This is a genomic window from Geomonas sp., assembly GCF_056994735.1.
Genome location: NZ_JBXKJL010000265.1, coordinates 1 through 19,948, shown reverse-complemented (window position 1 = coordinate 19,948; position 19,948 = coordinate 1). Strand labels below are relative to the sequence as shown.

At 61.0% G+C, this 19,948-nt stretch carries 15 protein-coding genes, 1 tRNA gene and 1 riboswitch; of the genes, 5 read left to right on the top strand and 11 right to left on the bottom strand.

Annotated features, from left to right (window positions below; all coding sequences use genetic code 11):
• From AC11W3_RS11650 to alr, 11 genes are all read right to left on the bottom strand, one after another.
• The coding region (locus AC11W3_RS11650; RefSeq protein ID WP_484093061.1) for a glycosyltransferase family 2 protein at positions 1-665 on the bottom strand (665 nt) is incomplete at its 3' end.
• A 57-nt stretch (positions 666-722) separates the two neighbouring features.
• The gene (locus AC11W3_RS11645; RefSeq protein WP_484089314.1) at positions 723-1,724 is read right to left on the bottom strand and encodes a cytochrome c3 family protein; all 1,002 of its coding nucleotides are present in this window, start codon (positions 1,722-1,724) and stop codon (positions 723-725) included.
• A gap of 171 nt (positions 1,725-1,895) precedes the next feature.
• A complete protein-coding gene (ccsB, locus tag AC11W3_RS11640) occupies positions 1,896-2,744 on the bottom strand; it encodes a c-type cytochrome biogenesis protein CcsB (RefSeq protein ID WP_484089313.1) in 849 nt (282 codons plus the stop codon).
• Positions 2,745-2,801: 57 nt separating this feature from the next.
• Positions 2,802-4,160: a cytochrome c biogenesis protein ResB gene (gene resB / locus AC11W3_RS11635; protein ID WP_484089312.1), complete on the bottom strand. Its 1,359-nt coding sequence runs from the start codon at positions 4,158-4,160 to the stop codon at positions 2,802-2,804.
• Between the two features lie 176 nt (positions 4,161-4,336).
• Positions 4,337-4,606, bottom strand: a complete 270-nt coding sequence (locus tag AC11W3_RS11630) for a cytochrome c3 family protein (RefSeq protein WP_484089311.1) — start codon at positions 4,604-4,606, stop codon at positions 4,337-4,339.
• An 84-nt stretch (positions 4,607-4,690) separates the two neighbouring features.
• On the bottom strand, positions 4,691-5,197 hold the full coding sequence (gene purE, locus AC11W3_RS11625) for a 5-(carboxyamino)imidazole ribonucleotide mutase (protein WP_484089310.1): 507 nt from the start codon (positions 5,195-5,197) through the stop codon (positions 4,691-4,693).
• 358 nt (positions 5,198-5,555) lie between these two features.
• Positions 5,556-6,827: a phosphoribosylamine--glycine ligase gene (gene purD / locus AC11W3_RS11620; protein WP_484093060.1), complete on the bottom strand. Its 1,272-nt coding sequence runs from the start codon at positions 6,825-6,827 to the stop codon at positions 5,556-5,558.
• Between the two features lie 166 nt (positions 6,828-6,993).
• Positions 6,994-8,559, bottom strand: coding sequence for a bifunctional phosphoribosylaminoimidazolecarboxamide formyltransferase/IMP cyclohydrolase (purH, locus tag AC11W3_RS11615; protein WP_484093059.1), 1,566 nt, complete (start codon positions 8,557-8,559; stop codon positions 6,994-6,996).
• 226 nt (positions 8,560-8,785) lie between these two features.
• On the bottom strand, positions 8,786-10,045 hold the full coding sequence (locus tag AC11W3_RS11610; RefSeq protein ID WP_484089307.1) for an ASKHA domain-containing protein: 1,260 nt from the start codon (positions 10,043-10,045) through the stop codon (positions 8,786-8,788).
• The gene (selD, locus tag AC11W3_RS11605) at positions 10,032-11,066 is read right to left on the bottom strand and encodes a selenide, water dikinase SelD (RefSeq protein WP_484093058.1); all 1,035 of its coding nucleotides are present in this window, start codon (positions 11,064-11,066) and stop codon (positions 10,032-10,034) included. The genes AC11W3_RS11610 and selD overlap by 14 nt, the downstream gene beginning before the upstream one ends.
• Positions 11,067-11,410: 344 nt before the next feature.
• Positions 11,411-12,550 (bottom strand): alanine racemase, encoded by a 1,140-nt coding sequence (gene alr / locus AC11W3_RS11600; protein ID WP_484089305.1) that lies wholly within the window; start codon positions 12,548-12,550, stop codon positions 11,411-11,413.
• A gap of 176 nt (positions 12,551-12,726) precedes the next feature.
• A riboswitch (TPP riboswitch) is annotated at positions 12,727-12,827 on the top strand.
• A gap of 317 nt (positions 12,828-13,144) precedes the next feature.
• Between alr and thiD the strand changes: the two genes are divergently transcribed.
• The 5 genes from thiD to AC11W3_RS11575 all read left to right on the top strand — a co-directional run bounded on the left by thiD (position 13,145) and on the right by AC11W3_RS11575 (position 18,795).
• Positions 13,145-14,623, top strand: a complete 1,479-nt coding sequence (gene thiD, locus AC11W3_RS11595) for a bifunctional hydroxymethylpyrimidine kinase/phosphomethylpyrimidine kinase (protein WP_484089304.1) — start codon at positions 13,145-13,147, stop codon at positions 14,621-14,623.
• Positions 14,624-14,749: 126 nt separating this feature from the next.
• Positions 14,750-16,063: a phosphomethylpyrimidine synthase ThiC gene (gene thiC / locus AC11W3_RS11590; protein ID WP_484089303.1), complete on the top strand. Its 1,314-nt coding sequence runs from the start codon at positions 14,750-14,752 to the stop codon at positions 16,061-16,063.
• A 476-nt stretch (positions 16,064-16,539) separates the two neighbouring features.
• Positions 16,540-17,439, top strand: a complete 900-nt coding sequence (locus tag AC11W3_RS11585) for a Druantia anti-phage system protein DruA (protein WP_484089302.1) — start codon at positions 16,540-16,542, stop codon at positions 17,437-17,439.
• Positions 17,436-18,323 carry a glutaminyl-peptide cyclotransferase gene (locus AC11W3_RS11580; RefSeq protein ID WP_484089301.1) on the top strand — a complete coding sequence of 296 codons (888 nt, stop codon included), beginning with the start codon at positions 17,436-17,438 and terminating at the stop codon, positions 18,321-18,323. The genes AC11W3_RS11585 and AC11W3_RS11580 overlap by 4 nt, the downstream gene beginning before the upstream one ends.
• A 396-nt stretch (positions 18,324-18,719) precedes the next feature.
• Positions 18,720-18,795, top strand: a tRNA-Thr gene (locus AC11W3_RS11575).
• Positions 18,796-19,948 lie beyond the last annotated feature (1,153 nt).

Genomic DNA, 19,948 nt, shown 5'->3' with positions numbered 1-19,948 from the left:
GAGATAGGCTTGAGCCTTCCCGAGAGGCGGGTCTGCTCGCCGCGCCCCCTGCCGTATCCGACCATCTGCCTGAAGTAGGCCCGGTAGGTCGGGCGCTGGCTGCGATAGACCGCGAGTTCCGGATCGTGGACCAGCGACTGCCCCTCATGAAGCAGGCGGTCCATCAACTCGTTTTCCTCGTTCGGATAAAGCCGCGAGTCCAGCCCGCCGTGCGCCAGGAAGACCTCGCGCCTGAAGCAGAGGTTGCAAAGGATCAGCTCGCTGTCGTCGGTCCGCCGGGCACCGCCGCTTTTCCGGTAGCGGTTCCGCACCCCTCCCCCCCCTACCGGCGAGGTGAGGGCGATGCCGATCGCTCTTTGCAGCGGGGAATCGCTCTCTGGCGTCAGCGACGGTCCGCCGGCCGCCGCGACATCGGGCTCTGCGAAATGACCTGCCGCGCGCTCGAGAAAACCGGGGTCGACGCGGGAATCGTCATCCAGGAAAAAGAGGAGCTCTCCCTCTGCCTGCTGCGCCGCGAGGTTCCGCTGTGCGCTCGGCACCCGGCCATAGGCGACCAGCACTTCGAAGAGGTCGCTGGGATAGGTGGCCCGGGCGATGCCGGAGAGGGCGCGAACTTCTCCTCCCGGCTTGACCGGAATGATGATGGATACCTTGGGCAGCGTCATAAGGGGCGAGGGCCGCAGGGAAATCCAGCCGGCTGGAGGCCTGGCCCGCCGCGCCTGCTAGTTGACAACTGCCTTCTCCCGGTCGTAACGGTAGGTCCTGTGGCAGCCGGCCAAGCACCCGCCACCGGTGGGGGTCTTGGTGTAGCGAATCGGAATGTCCCAGGTGCCGAATCCAGGGGCCTTCGGGTAGATCAGGCGGTCCTGGGATGAGGCATGGGGATTGTGGCACATCCTGCAGGAGCGTCCCTTGCCCGGCTTGTTGACGTGGAGGGCGTGCAGGTTGCGGTCGCCGTTCCTGAAATTGGTGGAGGTCTCGGTCTTCACCTCTGCGGCCAGTGCCGGATTGTGGCAGGTGAAGCAGAGCGGGAAGGCGTCGGCCGAGAACGGGCGGTACAGCTGGGTCGGCAGGTCCGCCCTGAGGATCTTCCGGTTGGGCGAGCCGTGCACCAGGTGGCACTTGGTGCACTCGCCGGTCGCAACCGGCTTGTGCAGCGACTTCCCGACGCCGAGGCTTCCGTCATGGCACATGAAGCAAAGCTGGGCTCCCGGCTTCTTGAGCAGGTATCTCCCCTCCGACTGGTGGGCGTCATGGCATGCGAGACATTCGCCGTTGGCTACCGGACGATGGGTGAAGGCGGCCCCGGTGAAGCGCTCCTTGGGATGGCAGCGGAAGCAGAGGACGGGAGGGGGATCCTTCAGCAGCGACTTGTTGTCGGAGCTGTGGTGCATGTGGCAGGCGGTGCAGTTGCCCTCGCCGACCGGCTTGTGCATGAAGGGTTTGTCTTTTTTCAGAAGGGTGGTGTGGCAGTGGACGCAGAGCTTTTCCCTGGGCACCACGAACCCCATGCTCCCCTTCCCCAGGGGGTGGTCGTCGGATAACTGCTGGTGGCATCTCAGGCACTGCCCGGCACCAACCGGCTTGTGGACTACGCTCCCGGTTGCGAGTTCCCGGTGGCAGGCGCTGCACTTGAACGGCTCGGCCACTGCCCAGCGGGGCAGGAGCAGGAGGCCAAGAATGATAAGAGCGGCTGCCGGACTAAAACCTACGGAACGTCGCATGATGAAAAGCCCCTTCGTGAAACTGTTGCAGGATGGTTCAGTGCTTAAATCCCCCCCTGCCCCCCTTTTTCAAGGGGGGGAGAGGATGAGGTGCTGGCAAAGGGGGAGAGGACGACTCTAAATTCCAACGGGAGCAGACGGGCGGCTCACGTTGCGGAACGGTATTACCTGCTACTTCCCGTAGCTGTGCAGACCGGACAGGAAGAGGTTGACGCCCAGGTAGCAGAAGATGGTGGCGGCGAAGCCGATGACGGAGAGGATGGCGGCCCTGCGCCCGACCCAGCCGCGGGTGATGCGGGCGTGGAGGAAGGCGGCGTAGACGAACCAGACGATCAGCGACCAGGTCTCCTTCGGGTCCCAGCTCCAGTAGGTGCCCCAGGCGTAGTTGGCCCAGGCGGCGCCGGTGACGATCCCCAGGGTCAGGAGCGGGAAGCCGATCATGATGGCCTTGTAGTTCAGGTCGTCGAGGATCCTGATCGAAGGGAACATGGAGAGGACGCCTCCGGCGGCGCTGTCTCCGCCTCCCTTTTCCACCTGCTCCCTTATCAGGTACATGATGGAGATCCCGCAGGCGACGGCGAAAGCGGCGTAGCCCAGGAAGCAGGTGATGACGTGGTACATGAGCCAGTTACTCTGCAGCGCCGGGACCAGCGGCTCGATGCCGCTGTCCAGCCCCAGCTGCGCCCAGGCCATTCCGAAGAGGGCGAAGGGAACGACGAAGAAGCCGACCGCCCGGTACTTGTACTTGAAGTCGATGATCAGGTAGATCAGCAGGATGGTCCAGGAGAAGAAGACCACCGACTCGAAGAGGTTGGAGAGCGGCGCGTGGCCATGCCCCTGGTCATAGGACTCCTTCCAGCGCAGGGCGATGGCTGCGGTGTGGACGAGGAAGCCGAAGAGGGCCGAGTAGGTCCCCGCCAGCCCGACCGCCTTGTTACGCGAGGCGAGGAAGGCGAAGAATATGCAAGTGGAAACCATGTACACGATCATGGTTACGTTGAAGAGCATGGAACTGGACATCGATAGAATCCTCCGGTCGGTTCAGTTTACGCGACGATGGGGGAAGCCCCCGGGACTTTAGGCCTTGTTGAGCTTCTGCACCAGTTCCTCGAAGCTGAGCTCGAAACCGGTGGGGTTCTTGCTGGCGGAACCGCCAAGGGTGACGCCGTCATCGGAGATGCGGGCCCAGACCCTCTTGTGGGACATGAAGAAGGCCATGATGATGCCGATGACCATCAGGAAGCAGCCGAACCAGACCACCAGCACGCCGGGGTCCTTGGCGACCTGAAGGCCGGTGAAGAACTTCTGATCCATGCCGTCGAAGTTGATGATGAGGTCCCCGCCGTGCTGGGCGTTGAAGGACTCATACTTGTCGGAGAGAATCACGAAAGGCTGCGGCTGACCGCCCGGCGGGGTGAATTCGACCTGGGCGCCGGGGCCGTCGAAATCCTTCATGAAGGGACGGACGTTCTGGGTGGCTTCCATGACCGAGAGGTAGGCGCCGCCCGGAAGTGCGACCCTCTCACCCTGGCGCACATCGAGTTTCGCCGGAGCCCCCCCCTTGCGGTTACGGACGCTGATATGATAGAGAGCCCCTTCGTCGGCCTGGCCGTAGCTGGACTGGTAGAAGGTGATGCCCTTGTAGGTGAGCGGATCGTTGACGATGACCGGCACATTGGCGAGGCCCTGGACGGGCTGGCCGTTCTCCAGCACGGTCAGCACGCTCTTGAATTCCTTCGGCGCGCCGGTGTCGTAGAAGGAGACGGAGAACTTCTCGCAACGCACCGCGTAACCGAGGTCGACCGTCTTGCCGCTGCGGGACTGAACCTGGGAGATGGAGCCCCCCTCCGGGATGTTGACGTAGGCCTTGTAGCCGAAGAAGGAGCCGATCAGGGCGCCGATGAAGACGATGATGATCGAGAAGTGGACCACGTAGACGCCGAGGCGGGAGTACGGGTTCTTCTGGGCGAAGAGGTGGTAGCTGCCCCCTTCCTCGGTGACCACCGGCTCGGCGAATTCGGCCTTGAGGGCCGAGGCGACCTTCTCCTTGAGCTCCGCCTTAGAGCCGCGCAGCTTCAGCTCAGCCACGTTGGAGAGGGTGTTCTGGAAGCGCTCGTCCATGACCAGCACCGGCTCGGAGACGATCTTCCATACGCGGGGAAGCCTCTTGATCGAGCAGCAGATGAGGTTCAGCGTCAAAAGGTACAGAAGGAGTATGAACCACCAGGAGTGGTACATGTCGAAGAATCCCAGCGCACTGTAAAGACGGATCTTGGTCTCGCTGAGGGTCGCCAGGTATTCACGCTGCGGCCCCTGCTGAATGACGGTGCCGATGATGGAGGTGAGGGCAAGCCCTATGAGGAGGAAGATGGTGAGTCTCAACGAGCAGAAAAAATCCCACAACTGTTGTGCCAGTCCGCGTTTATTCGTTGTCAAGGCAGTCTCCCTAAAGGTGATTTGCTGCTTGTATAAAAATCAAGCAAGCCATTATAGACAAAATGGCAATAAGCGCAAAATAAAAATTACTAATACAAGCGCGCCCCGAAAAAATGGGGTAACAAGATGACCTGTTACCCCATTCCTTTATAAACCCTTCATTCTAAAAGAATAAACTACTTCTTGTGGCACTCACCGCACTTGGTGGGGCCGGCGTTCTTGGTGATGTGGCAACCCTTGCACAGCGCGTGCGCCTTGTCCTTGTCGATGGCGATCTTGGCGGGAGCGCCCTCGCCGTGGCAGGCCTTGCAGGCGTTCTTGGTGCTGTGGGCCTTGTGGTTGAAGGTGACGTTGCCATTCTTTGCAGGGAAGACGACGGTGTCAGCAGCGAACGCGGAGACGGCGAAGGCAAGAGTCAGCGCAACTGCAGCGAAAATGTTCTTCATGAGGATTCCCTCCCTAAGTGGATTATTAACCGGAAGTTATACAACCCGGCCGGCAATGTCAAGGAAAAAGGCCTCGGACGGCGGTTACAGCACCCTTGCCGCCTGCAGGACGGCGTCCTTTTGCTCCACCTCGACCGCCATCTGGGAGCGATAGGCGGAGAACTTGGAACGGAGGCCGGCGTCGGTGAGCGAGAGGATCTGGACGGCGAAGAGGCCGGCGTTCTTGGCGCCCGCCTTGCCGATTGCCATGGTGGCGACCGGGATTCCGCCCGGCATCTGCACCGTGGCGTAGAGGGCATCGACGCCGTTCAGGGCGCCCCCCGGCATGGGGACCCCGATGACGGGGAGCGTGGTCTCCGAGGCGACCACGCCGGCTAGGTGAGCGGCCATGCCGGCGGCGGCGATGATGAGCTGGATCCCGCGTCCGGCGGCCTCGTGGGCCAGTTGGGCGGTCTTTTTGGGAGAGCGGTGCGCCGAGGAGATGCGCATCTCGAAGGGAACGCCGAACTCGGTGAGGATCTTTGCCGTCTCTTCCATGGTGGGCACGTCGGAATCGCTGCCCATCACTATCAGAACTTTAGGATCATTCATATTTCTTAAAAATCTCCTGACATAAATTCAAAACCGTGCTGCCACGGAGGCACGGAGGACACGGAGAAAACCTGAAACAGAAACCAAGGCACTTAGCGCGGGATCAGAATCTGATCATATCTGATTCAACCTGAAAAACATAGAGTAACGGGAAAGCCGACCATCTCGACAAGTTACTACTTGAAAGCCATCCGTTCCTGTCTGTCAAAAGAGGATAAGGCCCCCATCAAGATGCTCTATCTACCCCGTTCGTGCTGAGCCTGTCGAAGCATTCGTGCTGAGCCTGTCGAAGCACGCAAAGATTGCTTTTAAGCTTTACCCCAGCGCTCTCCGTATCTCCGCGGCCAACGGTTCGGTTTTACCTGTTCATCGCCTTGGCGCCGATGTCCTTGCGGCAGTGCATGCCGGGCCAGGAGATGAGCGAGACGCCACGGTAGGCGTTGTCGATGGCTTGCTTGACGGTATCGCCCAGGGCGGTGACTCCGAGAACCCTGCCGCCGCTGGTGACTATCCCCTTATCGGCAGACTTCGTCCCGGCATGAAATACCACCAGGTCATCGAGCTTCGCAGCCTCGTCCAGTCCGGAGATCACGTCCCCTTTCCGGTAATCGCCGGGATATCCCTCCGAGGCCAGCACCACGCAGACCGCTGCCTTGTCGTGCCACTCGATCTCGACCCCGGTGAGGTCACCGGAGGCGACGGCCAGCAGGATCGGGACGATGTCCGATTTCATCCTCATAAGAAGGGGCTGGCACTCCGGATCGCCGAAACGGGCGTTGAACTCGAGGGTCTTGACGCTCTCCCCGTCGATCATGAGGCCGGCGTAGAGGACGCCGCGATAGGTCCTCCCCTCGGCTGCCATGCCGTCGACGGTGCGGCGCATGACCTCGGCCATGGCCTTCTCGTGGATGGCCGGAGTGACCACCGGAGCAGGCGAGTAGGCGCCCATCCCCCCGGTGTTGGGCCCGCGGTCGCCGTCGAAGACGGCCTTGTGGTCCTGGGCGCTGGCCAGCGGAATGATGCGCTTGCCGTCGGTGAAGGCCAGGAAGGAGGCCTCCTCACCCTTCAGGAACTCCTCGATCACCACCCTCGAACCTGCCGCCCCGAAGGCGTTTCCGGAGAGCATGTCGGTGACGGCAGCGACCGCCTCTTCCCGGGTCTGGGCGATGATCACACCTTTGCCGGCGGCGAGGCCGTCGGCCTTGATGACGATCGGTATTCCGGTCTGGTCGATGAAGGCGATCGCCGGCTCGACCTCGGTGAAGACCTCGTAGGCAGCCGTCGGGACGTTGTACTTCTTCATGAGGTCTTTCGAGAACGCCTTGCTGGCCTCGATGATCGCCGCGTTCTTCCTGGCGCCGAAGGCTTTCAGGCCGTGCTCCTCGAAGAGGTCGACCAGTCCGAGGGACAGGGGGAGCTCAGGCCCAACCACGGTGAGTTCGACACCCTCCTCCTTGGCGAAGGAAAGGAGTCCCTGGAGGTCGTCCACCGCCAGATCCACGTTCTGGGCGAGCTGTGCCGTCCCGGGGTTCCCCGGAGCGCAGAAGACCTTTTCCACCATCGGGGATTGGGCGATCTTCCAGACCAGCGCGTGCTCCCTTCCGCCACTGCCAACTACTAAAACCTTCATATCAACTCCTTTGAAACCGTGAAAGGTGAAAGGTGAAAGGTGAAGGGTGAATGGTGAATGGTGAATGGTGAAGGGTGAATGGCGAACCTCTTGCCTTTCTTCACCTTTCACCTTTCACCTTTCACGCCTTTAGTATTCACCCTTCACCCTTCACGCCTCTACGCCTTTAGTGCCTGAAATGTCTCATCGCGGTGAAGACCATGGCGATGCCGTGCTCGTCGGCTGCGGCGATGACCTCCGCGTCGCGCATGCTCCCGCCCGGCTGGATGACCGCGGTGACCCCTGCAGCGGCCGCATTGTCCAGGCCGTCACGGAAGGGGAAGAAGGCGTCGGAGGCCATGACGGCTCCCTGGACGGGGATGCCGGCATGCTCGGCCTTGATGGCTGCGATGCGGGCCGAGTTGACACGGCTCATCTGCCCCGCGCCGACGCCGACTGTGGCATTGCCGCGACCGTAGACGATGGCGTTGGACTTGACGAACTTGGCCACGCGCCAGGTGAAGAGGAGATCCTCCATCTCGGCGTCGGTTGGAGCCCTCTTGGTCACCACTTTCAGCTCGCTGAAGAGGTCGAGGTCGGCGTCCTGAACCAGCAGGCCTCCGTTCACCCTCTTGAAGTCGAGGCGAGCGGCAGGCTTCTCGGGCCAGAAGCCGCACTCGAGGAGACGCACGTTCTTCTTCGCGGAGACCACCTCGCTGGCGGCCTCGGTCACTTTGGGGGCGATGATGACTTCCACGAACTGGCGGTCGACGATGGCCCTGGCGGTCATCTCGTCGAGTTCCCTGTTGAAGGCGATGATGCCGCCGAAGGCAGATTCCGGGTCGGTCTTGTAGGCGGCCTCGTAGGCCTCGAAGATGTTGGAGCCCACGGCGACGCCGCAGGGGTTGGCGTGCTTGACGATGACGCAGGCCGGTCCCTCGGTGAACTGCTTGACGCACTCGAGCGCTGCGTCGGTATCGCCGATGTTGTTGTAGGACAGCTCCTTGCCCTGGAGCTGACGCGCGGTAGCGATCGAAGCCTCTTTCGAGCCTTTCTCGACGTAGAAGGCGCCGGACTGGTGCGGGTTCTCGCCGTAGCGCATCCCCTGGGCCAGACGGTACTGCAGGGTCATGGTATCCGGGAAGGCGGCAACGCCTTCGCCGGTACGGGCGCCGAGCCAGTTGGAGATGGCGCCGTCGTAGGCAGCGGTGTGCTGGTAGACCTTGACGGCCAGGCGGAAATTGGTCTCGCGGGAGACGCTCCCGCCGCTGTTCTTCATTTCCCCCAGCACCTGGTCATAGTCCGCATGATCCACGATGACGGTGACGTCGCGGTTGTTCTTGGCAGCCGAGCGCAGCATGGTGGGGCCGCCGATGTCGATGTTCTCGATGGCGTCCTCCATGGTGCAATCTTCCTTGGCGACGGTCGCCTCGAAGGGGTAGAGATTGACCACCACCATGTCGATCGGCTCGATCCCGTGCTCCTGCATTTTGGCCACGTGCGCCGGGTTCTCGCGCATGCCGAGGATCCCGCCGTGGACCTTCGGATGCAGCGTCTTGACCCGGCCGTCCAGCATCTCGGGGAAGCCGGTGAACTCGGATACGTCCTTTACCGCCACCCCTGCCTCACGCAGCAGCTTTGCCGTTCCGCCGGTGGAGAGGATCTCCACGCCATACCCCGCAAGGGCCCGGGCGAATTCCACCACCCCGGTCTTTTCCGATACGCTGATCAGCGCGCGCCCAATCTTTGCCATCACGTCACTCCTTTTTGGTGCTTGGTTTTTTATGCGAAAAGAATGCAGAACCCCCACAAGCATGACCACAGAGGTCACGGAGGGGGCTCAGAGAACAGACATTATTATCATTATTCTCTCCCTCCGATTGAGGGAGAGTCCGGGATCAAGGATGGTGGCTACTCTGACAGAAGCTTTGGCCTTTCCTCCGGGACCTCTGCGAGGTTTTCCTCCGTGTCCTCCGTGGTCAGGCTTGAGGCTGGGGAAAGTCCAGGTTCGCCAGGAAGCGCTTCTCGAACGCCGGCGTCCCGGAAAGGGGGATCACCCGCACCTCCCGGGCCAGATTCTCGACCCGCTCCTCGCCATCAGGCAAAAGGAGCAGGCGCTCCACACCGGCCAGCGCCCCTTCCCGTACAAATCCGGTGATTCTTACCATGTTCTCGGTGAAAATTCCAACGTTTTTTAGCACCTCGGAAGAGAGGACAGCCCCGAAGGAACCGGTGAGAACGACCTCGGAAAGCGCCTCGAAAGAGAGCCCCGCCTTGGCCAGCAGGATCTCCATCCCGGCTCTCAAAGCCCCCTTCGCCAACTGCAGCGCCCGGATGTCTTCCTGGTCGATAAAAACAATTCCGGCGGCGTCGCGATGGAGCACGAAGGCGGGGGTGCCGTTGACATCCTGCACCCGGTTCCCCAGGTTGGACGCTATCTCTCCCGAAGGAAGAAGCCTCCCCGTCAGATCTATCACCCCGCCGGCAAGGAGTGCCGCCACGGCATCGAGGACTCCCGATCCGCAGATGCCGCGCGGGGGAATTCCGCCTATGGTCTCGATGCTGACCCGATCCCCGGCAATGCTCATGCCGCTGATGGCGCCGGGGAGTGCCGGCATGCCGCAACGGAGGTTTCCGCCTTCGAAGGCGGGTCCGGCAGCGGCGGAGGTGGCAAGGAATCGCTCTCCGTCAAAGAGGGCGATCTCGGCGTTGGTCCCCATGTCGAGGTAGAGGCTGCCGGCCTTCATGCTGTCGCCAAGGCCGAAAAGAAAGGCCACCAGGTCGCCGCCGACGAAGCCGCCAGGGAGGGGGAAGAGATAGGCGGGGATTTCACGGCTCCAGCCTAGATCGACGGTGGTGACCTTCTTGCCTTCGGAGAATAGCGGACGAAAGGGGGGGTAGGCGAGGGAAGCAACAGGAAGGCCCAGGGCAATATGCTCCATGGCCGGGTTTCCGGCGACCGCCACGGCGGCAAGGTCATCATGAGTCGCGCCGGCGTTCTCCAGCAGCTCCCCCGCCATCCGCTCCATCTCCAGGGCAAGGGCACCATTCATGGCGGCAAGGGTCTCGGGGAGTGCGGCGGCAGTAAGGCGGGAGAGGACATCCGCCCCCCACTCCCGCTGCGGGTTCATGGCACCGGAGATGGCGAGGCGTTTTCCGGAATGGGGGTCGATCAGTGACGCAGCAATGGTGGTGGTGCCGAGATCAAAGGCGACACGGAGCCCTTTAGACGAAGACAAGCGCTGTTTCTCCGGCAGGTTCGACCTCCCCGACCAGGGCGGCGAAGGCGCCGGCGGCCTGGGAGCGGATGATGAATTCCCTGGCGTCTTCCGGACCGAGGGAAATCAGCAAGCCCCCCGAGGTCTGCGGGTCGAAGAGAGGAAGGAGCGAATCGGTAGCAATCCCTGCCACATGTGATGCGTAGTAGTCGCGGTTTCGGTAGCATCCAGCCGGGACCATGCCGTCGTTGACGAGTGCGGCCACCCCCTCCATGACGGGAACCCCGGAGAGCTTCATCCTGAAGGTCACCCCGGCGCCGAGCGCCATCTCGCAGGCGTGACCGATGAAACCGAAGCCGGTGACGTCGGTGGCGGATGTGGCTCCGCAGGATACCATCAGTTCTGAAGCCTGGGCGTTGAGCAGGGACATCCACCTGATTGCTTCGCTCTCGAGTTCAGGCTCGATCATCTGCGCCTTGATGGCGGTCGAGACAATGCCGGTGCCGAGCGGCTTGGTGAGGACGAGGAGGTCGCCCGGCCGCGCCGTGCAGTTCCTCACTACCCCGGCGGGATCGATGAGGCCGGTGACGGCCATGCCGAATTTCAGCTCGTCGTCATCAACCGTGTGGCCGCCGACCAGGCAGGCCCCGGCTTCCTTCAGGGCGTGGGCACCGCCGGCGAGAATGGCGGCAAGGATGGAGGTGGGGAGGGTGCAACTCGGGAAGAAGGCGAGGTTCATCGCCGTCACCGGGCGCCCCCCCATGGCGTAGACATCGGAGAGGGCATTGGCCGCGGCGATGCGCCCGAAGGTGAAGGGGTCGTCAACCAGCGGGGTGATGATGTCGGTGGTCTCGACGAGGGCGAGGTCGTCCCCTATGCGGTAGACCCCCGCATCCTCGGCCCCCTCCACCCCTACGATGAGGTTCGGGTCGTTCGAGCGTGTGATATCGCGAATGGCATCTTCCAGGCCCGCCGGGCCCAGCTTGGCAGCTCAACCCGCCGCCTTCACCATCGTGGTCAGTCTCACCGTGCTGTCGTCCATAACTCCCTCTTTGATCGAAAGGCACGAGCCCCAACCACGGAGGACCCAGGGGTGCACAGAGGAAACCAGAACGTCCATTCCTGTTACTGATCAGCGCAAATCTTCCGATATGAGATTGTCATCCCCGAATGCCCTTATCGGGGATCCAGATTTCACGTCGTTTAGGAGCTGGAATCCCGATCAGAATCGCTTCGGGAATGACAGCTTTGGAAGCTGGCGGAAGATTGGTACTGATCAGGTCCCTGTTTGGTTTTCCTCTGTATTACTCCGTGTTCCTCTGTGGTTAAAGCTCTTCAGCTTTTACCCTGTTCGAGCTTTTCTCCGTGTCCCCGTGGCTAATGTTTTTACCCGACGTACACCCTGCGCACCCTGCGTGTGCTGATGCCGCAGAAGATCTCGTAGGGGATGGTGCCGGCCTTCTCGGCCAGTTCCTCGGCGCTGATGCAGTCCCCCTTCGGGTCCGGCCCCAGCAGGGTCACTTCGTCACCGACTGAAACGCCGTCAATGTTCGTGACGTCGAGCATGACCCAGTCCATGCAGACGGTCCCCGCCACCCTGGCCCTCTGCCCGCGGATCAGAGCCTCACCCTTGTTGGTCAGGCTGCGGCAATACCCGTCGGCGTAACCGACCGGCACGCTGGCGATGAGCGCCCTCTTCTCGGCGATATAGCGCCGGCCATAGCTGATGCTGGTTCCAGGCTCGACCCACTTGAGCATAGCCACCCTGCTGGTCAGTCGCATGACCGGCTTCGACTTCACCATCCCGGAGAAATCCCTGGAGGGGAGGCCGCCGTAAAGGACGATCCCGGGACGAGCCAGGTTGCAAAACGGCAGGTCGAGGGTCAGAATCCCCGCGCTGTTGGCGGTGTGCACATAGGTGGGGGAAAATCCGAGACGCCTCGCCTCCGTCACCACGCTGGAGAGGCGCTCTGCCTGCAGCTTGGTAAAATGGCGGCCATCCTCGTCCAGTTCATCGGCGCTGGCGAAATGGGAGAAGATCCCCTCCAGCTGCAGGTTCTTGAACTTCCTGAGCTTGGCCAGGAAAGCCGGCGCCTCGTCATACGGGACCCCCAGCCTTCCCATCCCGGTATCGATCTCGAGGTGGACCTTGGCCTTGCGGTAGCACTTGATTTCCAGGGTGGCCTTGTCGAGCGCCTCCGCCTGGTCCAGCGAGAAGAGCGCGGTGGAGATGTTGAGGCCGATGCAGCGCCGCTCCTCGCCGGGGTAGATCCCGCCCAGGATCAGCACCGGCCGGTAGACCCCGCTCATCCGGAGCTGTACACCTTCGGCGAGGAAGGCTACCGCGAAGGCGTCGACGCCGAGCTTCTCCAGTTCCTCAGATACATATTGAAACCCGTGGCCGTAGGCATCGGCCTTGACCACGGCCAGGATGCCGCAGCCCTTGGGGACTGTCTCTTTAACGAGAGCGAAATTGTGCCGCAATGCGGCGAGATCGATCTCTACAACCGTTGGCCGGCTATCCATATACGTCGTCCCATACTTGCAGGCAAAACAGAATCAGGCTGGAAAGTCCCTTGAAAAACAAAGGAGGACCATCTCAGCCACCTGATTTTTCTACCACTTCTGCCGCTCACTGTAAAGGTAAAAACCCGAAAATAGTTGACTTTGCAAGAGGATTCCATTACCTTACGCCAAGCCATTGAGCCAGCTAGGGGAGTTCGGAAGAACTGAGACAGGCGAGCCTGAACCCTTTGAACCTGATCCGGGTAAAACCGGCGTAGGGAAGCGGCGCGAACTCCGATCACCCAAGACCTCTGGAGCCGTGACTTCCCCGTCGCGGCTTTTTTTATTAGGCCTCCAGCAGAAACAGAAGCGGCTGGAAAGGCACAGAGCCTGAAACCACAGAGGACACAGAGGAATAAAAGGAAATTTAAGACTCTGTGAAGTAGTCGAGCAATTAATATAGCGGCATCGGGTGAAAGCCGTTCCTCTTGTATAGAGGTGTAATCCGAAGTTGATCCGATGTCATCAGATTCAATCCGCGAGATCAAGGTTTAAGAGACTTTCAGCTTTTCTTCGTTCCTCCGCGCCACCGTGGCTAATGGTTTTGAAAGGGATATGGCTTTGCTAAAACTTGTTGTGGATCATCGGGGCAAGGAGCGTTGCATCCAGGGGCTTTACCTGATCACGGACCAGGGGGAGCGGCTGGTTGAGCGGGTCAGGGACGCGCTTGCAGGCGGCATAAACGTGCTGCAGTACCGCGACAAGGAGCGCAGCCCCGAGGAGCGCCTGGCGCTGGGGCGGGAACTCAAGCATCTCTGCACCGAGTACCAGGCGAAGTTCATCGTCAATGACGATCTCGAACTGGCGCTGGCACTCGACGCGGACGGTGTGCACCTCGGGCAGGACGATGGAGACCCCGCTGCGGCACGCGCGGCGCTGGGCCCGAAGAAGATCCTGGGGATATCGACCCATTCCCTTCCGGAGGCGCTGGAGGCCCAGAAGGCCGGCGCCGACTACATAGGGTTCGGAGCCATCTATCAGACCGCCAGCAAGGAAGTCCCGGAAACACGCGGTCCCGAAGGGATCGCCACCCTGAAGGGCAAGATCAGCATTCCGATCGTGGCCATCGGCGGGATCACCAGGGACAATGCCTGCCCCGTGATAGACGCGGGGGCCGACGCCATCGCCGTCATATCCTCGGTCCTGTCCTCGAGGTCCCCGGGGCTTGCGGCCGCCGAACTGTCGCTCCTTTTCAACCGGTCCGCCCCGCACCCCCGCGGCGCGGTGCTCACGGTGGCAGGTAGCGATTCCGGAGGGGGCGCCGGCATCCAGGGAGACCTGAAGAGCATCACCCTGCTCGGGAGCTACGGGGCTTCGGCCATCACCGCCCTGACCGCGCAGAACACCCGTGGTGTCTCTTCGATCCATCCCGTCCCCCCCGCTTTTCTGGGTGAACAGATAGATTCCGTCCTTTCCGATATCCCGATCGACGTGGTGAAGGTCGGCATGCTCTTCTCGCCGGAGAACACCTCGATACTCTCGGACAAGCTCGCGGCCTATGGCATGAAAATCGTGGTGGTCGACCCGGTCATGAGCGCCAAGGGCGGAGCGGCGCTCCTCGAGGAGGAGGCGCTGGCGGTGATGAAGAAGCGGCTGATCCCGCTCAGTTACCTCCTCACCCCCAACATCCCCGAAGCCGAGAAGCTGACCGGCCTCAGCATCGCCGATACGGCCGCAATGGAACTGGCGGCCAGGACGCTGCACCTGATGGGGGCGCGGAACGTGCTGATCAAGGGGGGACACCTCCCCGAGGGAGTGGTCACGGATATCCTCTTCGACGGAACCAATTTCACCCGCTTCACCGCGCCCCGGGTCCTCTCCCGCAACACCCACGGCACCGGGTGCGCCCTGGCCTCGGCCATCGCGAGCTTCCTGGCCCAGGGCGAGCCCCTTCCGGGCGCCATCCTGAGAGCCAAGCTGTTCATCACCCGCGCCATAAAGTTCGCCCAGCCGCTGGGCAGGGGGCATGGACCGGTCAACCACTTCCTGGCCGCGAGAGACCAGGCCGACCCCGAGCGGCCGGGGCAGCCGTAAATAGTACCACCGACCTCTTCCCGAGAGATCGCCCCGCAACGGGAGAGCCGAAGCGGGATGGGGTGCCGGACCGACAACCTGAGTTGAAATGAGATGCCCGACCCACGGGCCTATAAAGGAGCAGTCATGACCCAGCTGGAATACGCCCGCAAGGGGATCATAACCGAGAAGATGCAGCAGGCAGCACTCGCGGAAGGGGTGGAGCCTGAGTTCATCCGTGCCGGGATCGCCGCAGGCAACATCATCATCTGTCACAACAACAAGCACACGAACGGCAAGCCGCTGGCCGTAGGCAAGGGCCTCAGGACCAAGATCAACGCCAACATCGGAAGCTCGGCTGACGACCTCGATATCGAGAAGGAGCTGGAGAAGGCACGTGTGGCGGTGGCAGCCGGCGCCGACGCGATCATGGACCTCTCCACCGGCGGCCCCGTTGACGAGATCCGCCGCGCCATCATCGCCGAGACCTCGGCCTGCATCGGCACCGTTCCCCTCTACCAGGCGGCGCTCGACGCGGTGCGGAACAAGAACAAGGCGATCGTCGACATGACGGTCGAGGACATATTCGAAGGCGTCATCAAGCACGCCGAGGACGGCGTCGACTTCATCACCGTGCACTGCGGCGTGACCCGGGCTACCGTCGAACGCATGAGGCGCGAAGGGCGCATCATGGACGTGGTCTCCCGCGGCGGCGCCTTCACCATCGAGTGGATGGCGCACAACAACATGGAAAACCCGCTCTTCGAGCACTTCGACCGCCTGCTGGAGATCACCAAGGCTTATGACATGACCCTTTCCCTGGGGGATGGCTTCAGGCCGGGCTGCCTTGCCGACGCCACCGACCGTGCGCAGATCCACGAACTCATCATCCTGGGCGAATTGACCCAGAGGGCTCAGGATTACGGGGTGCAGGTGATGATCGAGGGCCCGGGGCATATGCCGCTCAACCAGATCGAGGCCAACATCCTGCTGCAGAAGAGACTTTGCCACGGCGCGCCCTTCTACGTGCTGGGACCGCTGGTCACCGACATCGCTCCCGGCTACGACCATATCACCTCGGCCATAGGCGGAACCATCGCCGCCGCAGCCGGAGCCGATTTCCTCTGCTACGTGACCCCGTCCGAGCACCTGAGGCTCCCCAGCGTCGAGGACGTGCGGGAAGGCGTCATGGCCTGCCGCATCGCCGGTCACGCCGCCGACATCGTGAAAGGTGTCAAGGGCGCCATGGACAAGGACAACCAGATGGCCCGCTGCCGGAAGAAGCTGGACTGGGAAGGACAGTTCGCGCTGGCCATCGACCCGGAGAAGGCAAGGCGTCTGCGTGCCGAGTCAGGCGTCGCCGACCACGGTGCCTGCACCATGTGCGGCGAATTCTGCGCATACAAGGTGATGGACGACGCCACCGAGCGCGAGATGGCCAACGTGGCACAGGCGAGCTAGTCTAGGTCCTTCCCGGCCTTTCCGGCTATCACCCACCAGGCGGGTGGTCGATTCTTTCGGCCACCCGCTTTTTTATGCTTCGTGAAGGCCCCACCAGATCGTTCTCCACTTCCACACCCTCCCGTTCACATCCCCCCTCCCCTCGTAGGAGGGGGCCAGGCTTGCGCGCCGAAGGGCGCTTCAGCCCGCAGGCACGGGGTGGGGGAAGTTGCCACCTCTTCCAATGCTGGCATCCCGGCATCGCCCCCATCAAAAAACTAATTAGCGCTAACTTCCCGCTCTGAGATCGTCATCCCCGAATGCCCTTATCGGGGATCCAGGTTTCACGTCGTTTAGGGGCTGGATTCCCGATCAGAATCGCTTCGGGAATGACAGTTTTGGAAGCTGGCGGAAGATTGGTACTTCTGGTCAAAAAAGAGCTGGACATTTCTCCTCCGATTTTCTAGAGTAGCATAGGGCATAGAAGGAGGAGCGAGATGCAGGCAGCCAAGGTGGAAAGATTCCATTTTTGCGGTCACCCCGTCAGCACTGAAGATCTGCAGGTCATCAGGACCATCACCAGCGACTGTTCCGGTCTTTCCCGGACGGAGATCGCCAGCACCATATGTGAGGTGCTGGACTGGCGGCGATTGAATGGCGGACTGAAGACTGTCGAGTGCCGGGCCTTTCTTGAAGAACTCGAAGACCAAACCATGGTCCGGCTCCCAAAGCTCAGGACCGGAAGGCCGCGCGGCTCCCGGACCTCGGTCATAGCTCCGCGTGAGCCGGAGATTTCCCTCAGCGGCACCAGGAGCGATTTCGATTCCGTCGAGATCGTCCCGGTGTGCAGCAAGGAGGACAATGCCCGGTGGCGCTCCATGATCGACCGCCACCACTACCTCGGGCACCGCGTCCCCTTCGGCGCCCATATCCGCTACTTCATCCGGGTTCACACCCCCGTTCCGGTAACAGTTGGATGTCTACAATTCTCCAGCCCCGCATGGCGCATGGAATCCCGCGACCGTTTCATCGGCTGGGACGATGCTGCACGCCTGGCCAACCTGCAGAAGGTGGTCTCCAACAGCAGGTTCCTGATCCTGCCATCGGTGCGGATCAAGAACCTCGCCAGCAGCGTGCTCTCCCTGGTCTCAGCCAGGATCGCAGCTGACTGGGAAAGCCGCTACGGCGTCCGCCCCCTACTTCTGGAAACCCTGGTCGACACCTCCAGATATTCCGGGACCTGCTACCGCGCCGCCAACTGGCTGGAGGTCGGCGTCACCACCGGCCGCGGCAGAAACGACAGCACACATAGCAGTCATGGAGAAAAACCGAAGGCAGTTTTTCTTTCACCGCTGACGAAGGACGCAGCCCGGCGGCTGCGGGAGGTACAGCCATGACAGCACTCCGTGTCCTCACCACCTCTTTATCCCGTGCCGCGCTGCCGGCCCTCCTTGCAGCCACCATCACAGGGTGCGCACCGAGCGTTGATTCCATGGTCAGAGAATCCACGGCGGCCTATGCCCAGCCGGAAGGGAGGCCGCCGCAGGGTCGGGGGACTCAGCAACGCCCTGTCCCGCTCTACACCTACAAGGTAGTCAAGAGTTGGCCTCACCACAGCTGGGCCTTTACCGAGGGTCTGGTCTTCAAGGACGGGCTGCTGTTGGAGAGCTCGGGGCTGTACCAGAGATCGAGCCTGCTGCGGGTCGTGCCCGACTCGGGGCGGGTCGTCGAGCAGTTGAACGTCCCCGGCGACTACTTCGCGGAGGGGATCACCGTCTTCCGAGACCGTATCTATCAGCTCACCCTTTCCGGCTCCGGCTTTATCTACCATCATCAGAGCCTGCACCCGGAGGGGGAATTCTCCTTCGACGGAGAGGGCTGGGGACTTACCCATGACGACGCCCACCTGATAATGAGCAACGGCACCAATGTCCTCAAGTTCGTCAATGCGGACACCTTCAAGACGGAGAGAACCATCAGCGTCACCTGCAACCATGCTCCGGTGAACAATCTCAACGCCCTGCAGTACATAAAGGGTGAGATCTACGCCAACATCTGGAAGACCGACTACATCGTAAGGATCGATCCCGGAAGCGGGCAGGTGACGGGATGGATAAACCTGCACGGCCTGCTGCGCCCCGAGGAGAGAGACAATAATGCCGACGACGTGCTGAACGGTATCGCCTATGACGAACAGAACGATCGGCTGGTCGTTACCGGGAAGCGCTGGCCCAAGTACTTCGAGATCCGGCTGGAAGAGACCCGAGTCGCGCAGTCGTGAGGATGAGAGGGAGACGCGTCTTCCGTCCAGCAGCGCTTTCTGTCGTTCCAACTCCGTCGCTCAGTCGTGAGGATGAGGGTGAGGCCACTTTCTTCCAGCAGCGCTTTCTGTCATTCCCGCGGGTTTAAGCGGGAATCCAGAAATGGTTCCCCTGTAGAAGCACTCAGGGGTGACGCTAAACTCCTCGAAGATAACAGTGGCGAGGGCTGTGTTATTACGAGGCTCAGACAAAGGAATGATCAAGAACGTGAGCCATATCAGGAACCGTCAGCGCGATGCCAACGATCAGAGCGGCAAAACTGAGTAAATCGATTGACTTGAAGGTAGATTTGTTATATTTAGTATGGCTCCAAAAGTTCCCGCTAACGTGACGGAACTTCCAGCACAGAGATGTAAGCCGGAGTAACTCAGTTGGTAGAGTAGCTGATTCGTAATCAGCAAGTCGGCGGTTCGAGTCCGCTCTTCGGCTCCATAAAATCAAGGGGGTTAGCCACTACGGCTAACCCCTTTCTTATTTCGGTATCCATTTCGGTAACAATCACTCTGCCAACGCCGGCGAACCGATCAGCACTTCTTACCTCCCCAGCCCTTGCCGCCCTTCATGGGCATCGCGGTTCCTTTGTCTTTACCTGCCATTTTGCATCACCGCCTTTCTGTCCTGGGGGTCGCGGGGTCGTGTGAAGCGACTTCATCGCGCCCAAACACGCCTCTTTGTATGGAGAAGGAATGACCATCTTTCCTCGAAAGGTAAGGCAGGTCTACTGCATGACAACGACCGTTGACTGAAGGGGAAGGACCTTTGGTTGAAAGGTGACGGCCGTTAGTTGAATGGTGACGGCCGTTGGTTGAAGGGTGACGACCGTTGGTAGAAACGTAGCTACCGTTTGTTGAAAGGCGACGACCATTAGTCGAAAGGTGATGACCTTTGGCTGAAGGGTGACGACCGTTCGTTGAAACGTAGCTCCCGTTTGTTGAAAGGCGACGACCATTAAGTCGAAAGGTGATGACCTTTGGCTGAAGGGTGACGACCGTTGGTTGAAACGTAGCTACCGTTTATTGAAAGGCGACGACCATTGGACGAAAGATGATGACCTTTGGCTGAAGGGTGATGACCGTTGGCTGAAACGTAGCTACCGTTTGTTGAAAGGCGATGACCATTAGTCGAAAGGTGATGACCTTTGGGCTGAAGGGTGACGACCGTTGGTTGAAACGTAGCTACCGTTTGTTGAAAGGTGACGACCATTAGTCGAAGAATGCCTATCCATTACTGGAAGCTTCCTATCCGTAGTCGGAAGGTGTTCATACTTTTTCCTAAGGTGGATGCCTCTCGTTGAAACGTCCCTACGGTTCGTTGAAAGCCAACTATCGGACGTTAAAGCGTGCGTGCCCGTCGAGGAGGACGCCCGTCTCTTTCGAGTCGGGGCTTTTTTCTTGCCAGCCATTTCAGCGAAAACTCTCTCCCTAGCGCTACCACTCCCCGGCTACTCGGTGCCACGACCGCCCCGGCATCATCTACAATTTTTTGTGAGGGGATAAAATGAGAGGCCCGCCATATGGCGGGCCTCGTTTGAGTACTGACTGAGTTCCCTTTTCAAGGGATTCTCCGGAGAGTTGCGATCACCGGA

Coding starts and splice junctions, on each gene's coding strand:
- AC11W3_RS11645 (WP_484089314.1), bottom strand. CDS start 1,724: ATGCGACGTTCCGTAGGTTTTAGTCCGGCAGCCGCTCTTATCATTCTT.
- ccsB (WP_484089313.1), bottom strand. CDS start 2,744: ATGTCCAGTTCCATGCTCTTCAACGTAACCATGATCGTGTACATGGTT.
- AC11W3_RS11630 (WP_484089311.1), bottom strand. CDS start 4,606: ATGAAGAACATTTTCGCTGCAGTTGCGCTGACTCTTGCCTTCGCCGTC.
- purE (WP_484089310.1), bottom strand. CDS start 5,197: ATGAATGATCCTAAAGTTCTGATAGTGATGGGCAGCGATTCCGACGTG.
- purD (WP_484093060.1), bottom strand. CDS start 6,827: ATGAAGGTTTTAGTAGTTGGCAGTGGCGGAAGGGAGCACGCGCTGGTC.
- purH (WP_484093059.1), bottom strand. CDS start 8,559: ATGGCAAAGATTGGGCGCGCGCTGATCAGCGTATCGGAAAAGACCGGG.
- alr (WP_484089305.1), bottom strand. CDS start 12,550: ATGGATAGCCGGCCAACGGTTGTAGAGATCGATCTCGCCGCATTGCGG.
- thiD (WP_484089304.1), top strand. CDS start 13,145: ATGGCTTTGCTAAAACTTGTTGTGGATCATCGGGGCAAGGAGCGTTGC.
- thiC (WP_484089303.1), top strand. CDS start 14,750: ATGACCCAGCTGGAATACGCCCGCAAGGGGATCATAACCGAGAAGATG.
- AC11W3_RS11585 (WP_484089302.1), top strand. CDS start 16,540: ATGCAGGCAGCCAAGGTGGAAAGATTCCATTTTTGCGGTCACCCCGTC.
- AC11W3_RS11580 (WP_484089301.1), top strand. CDS start 17,436: ATGACAGCACTCCGTGTCCTCACCACCTCTTTATCCCGTGCCGCGCTG.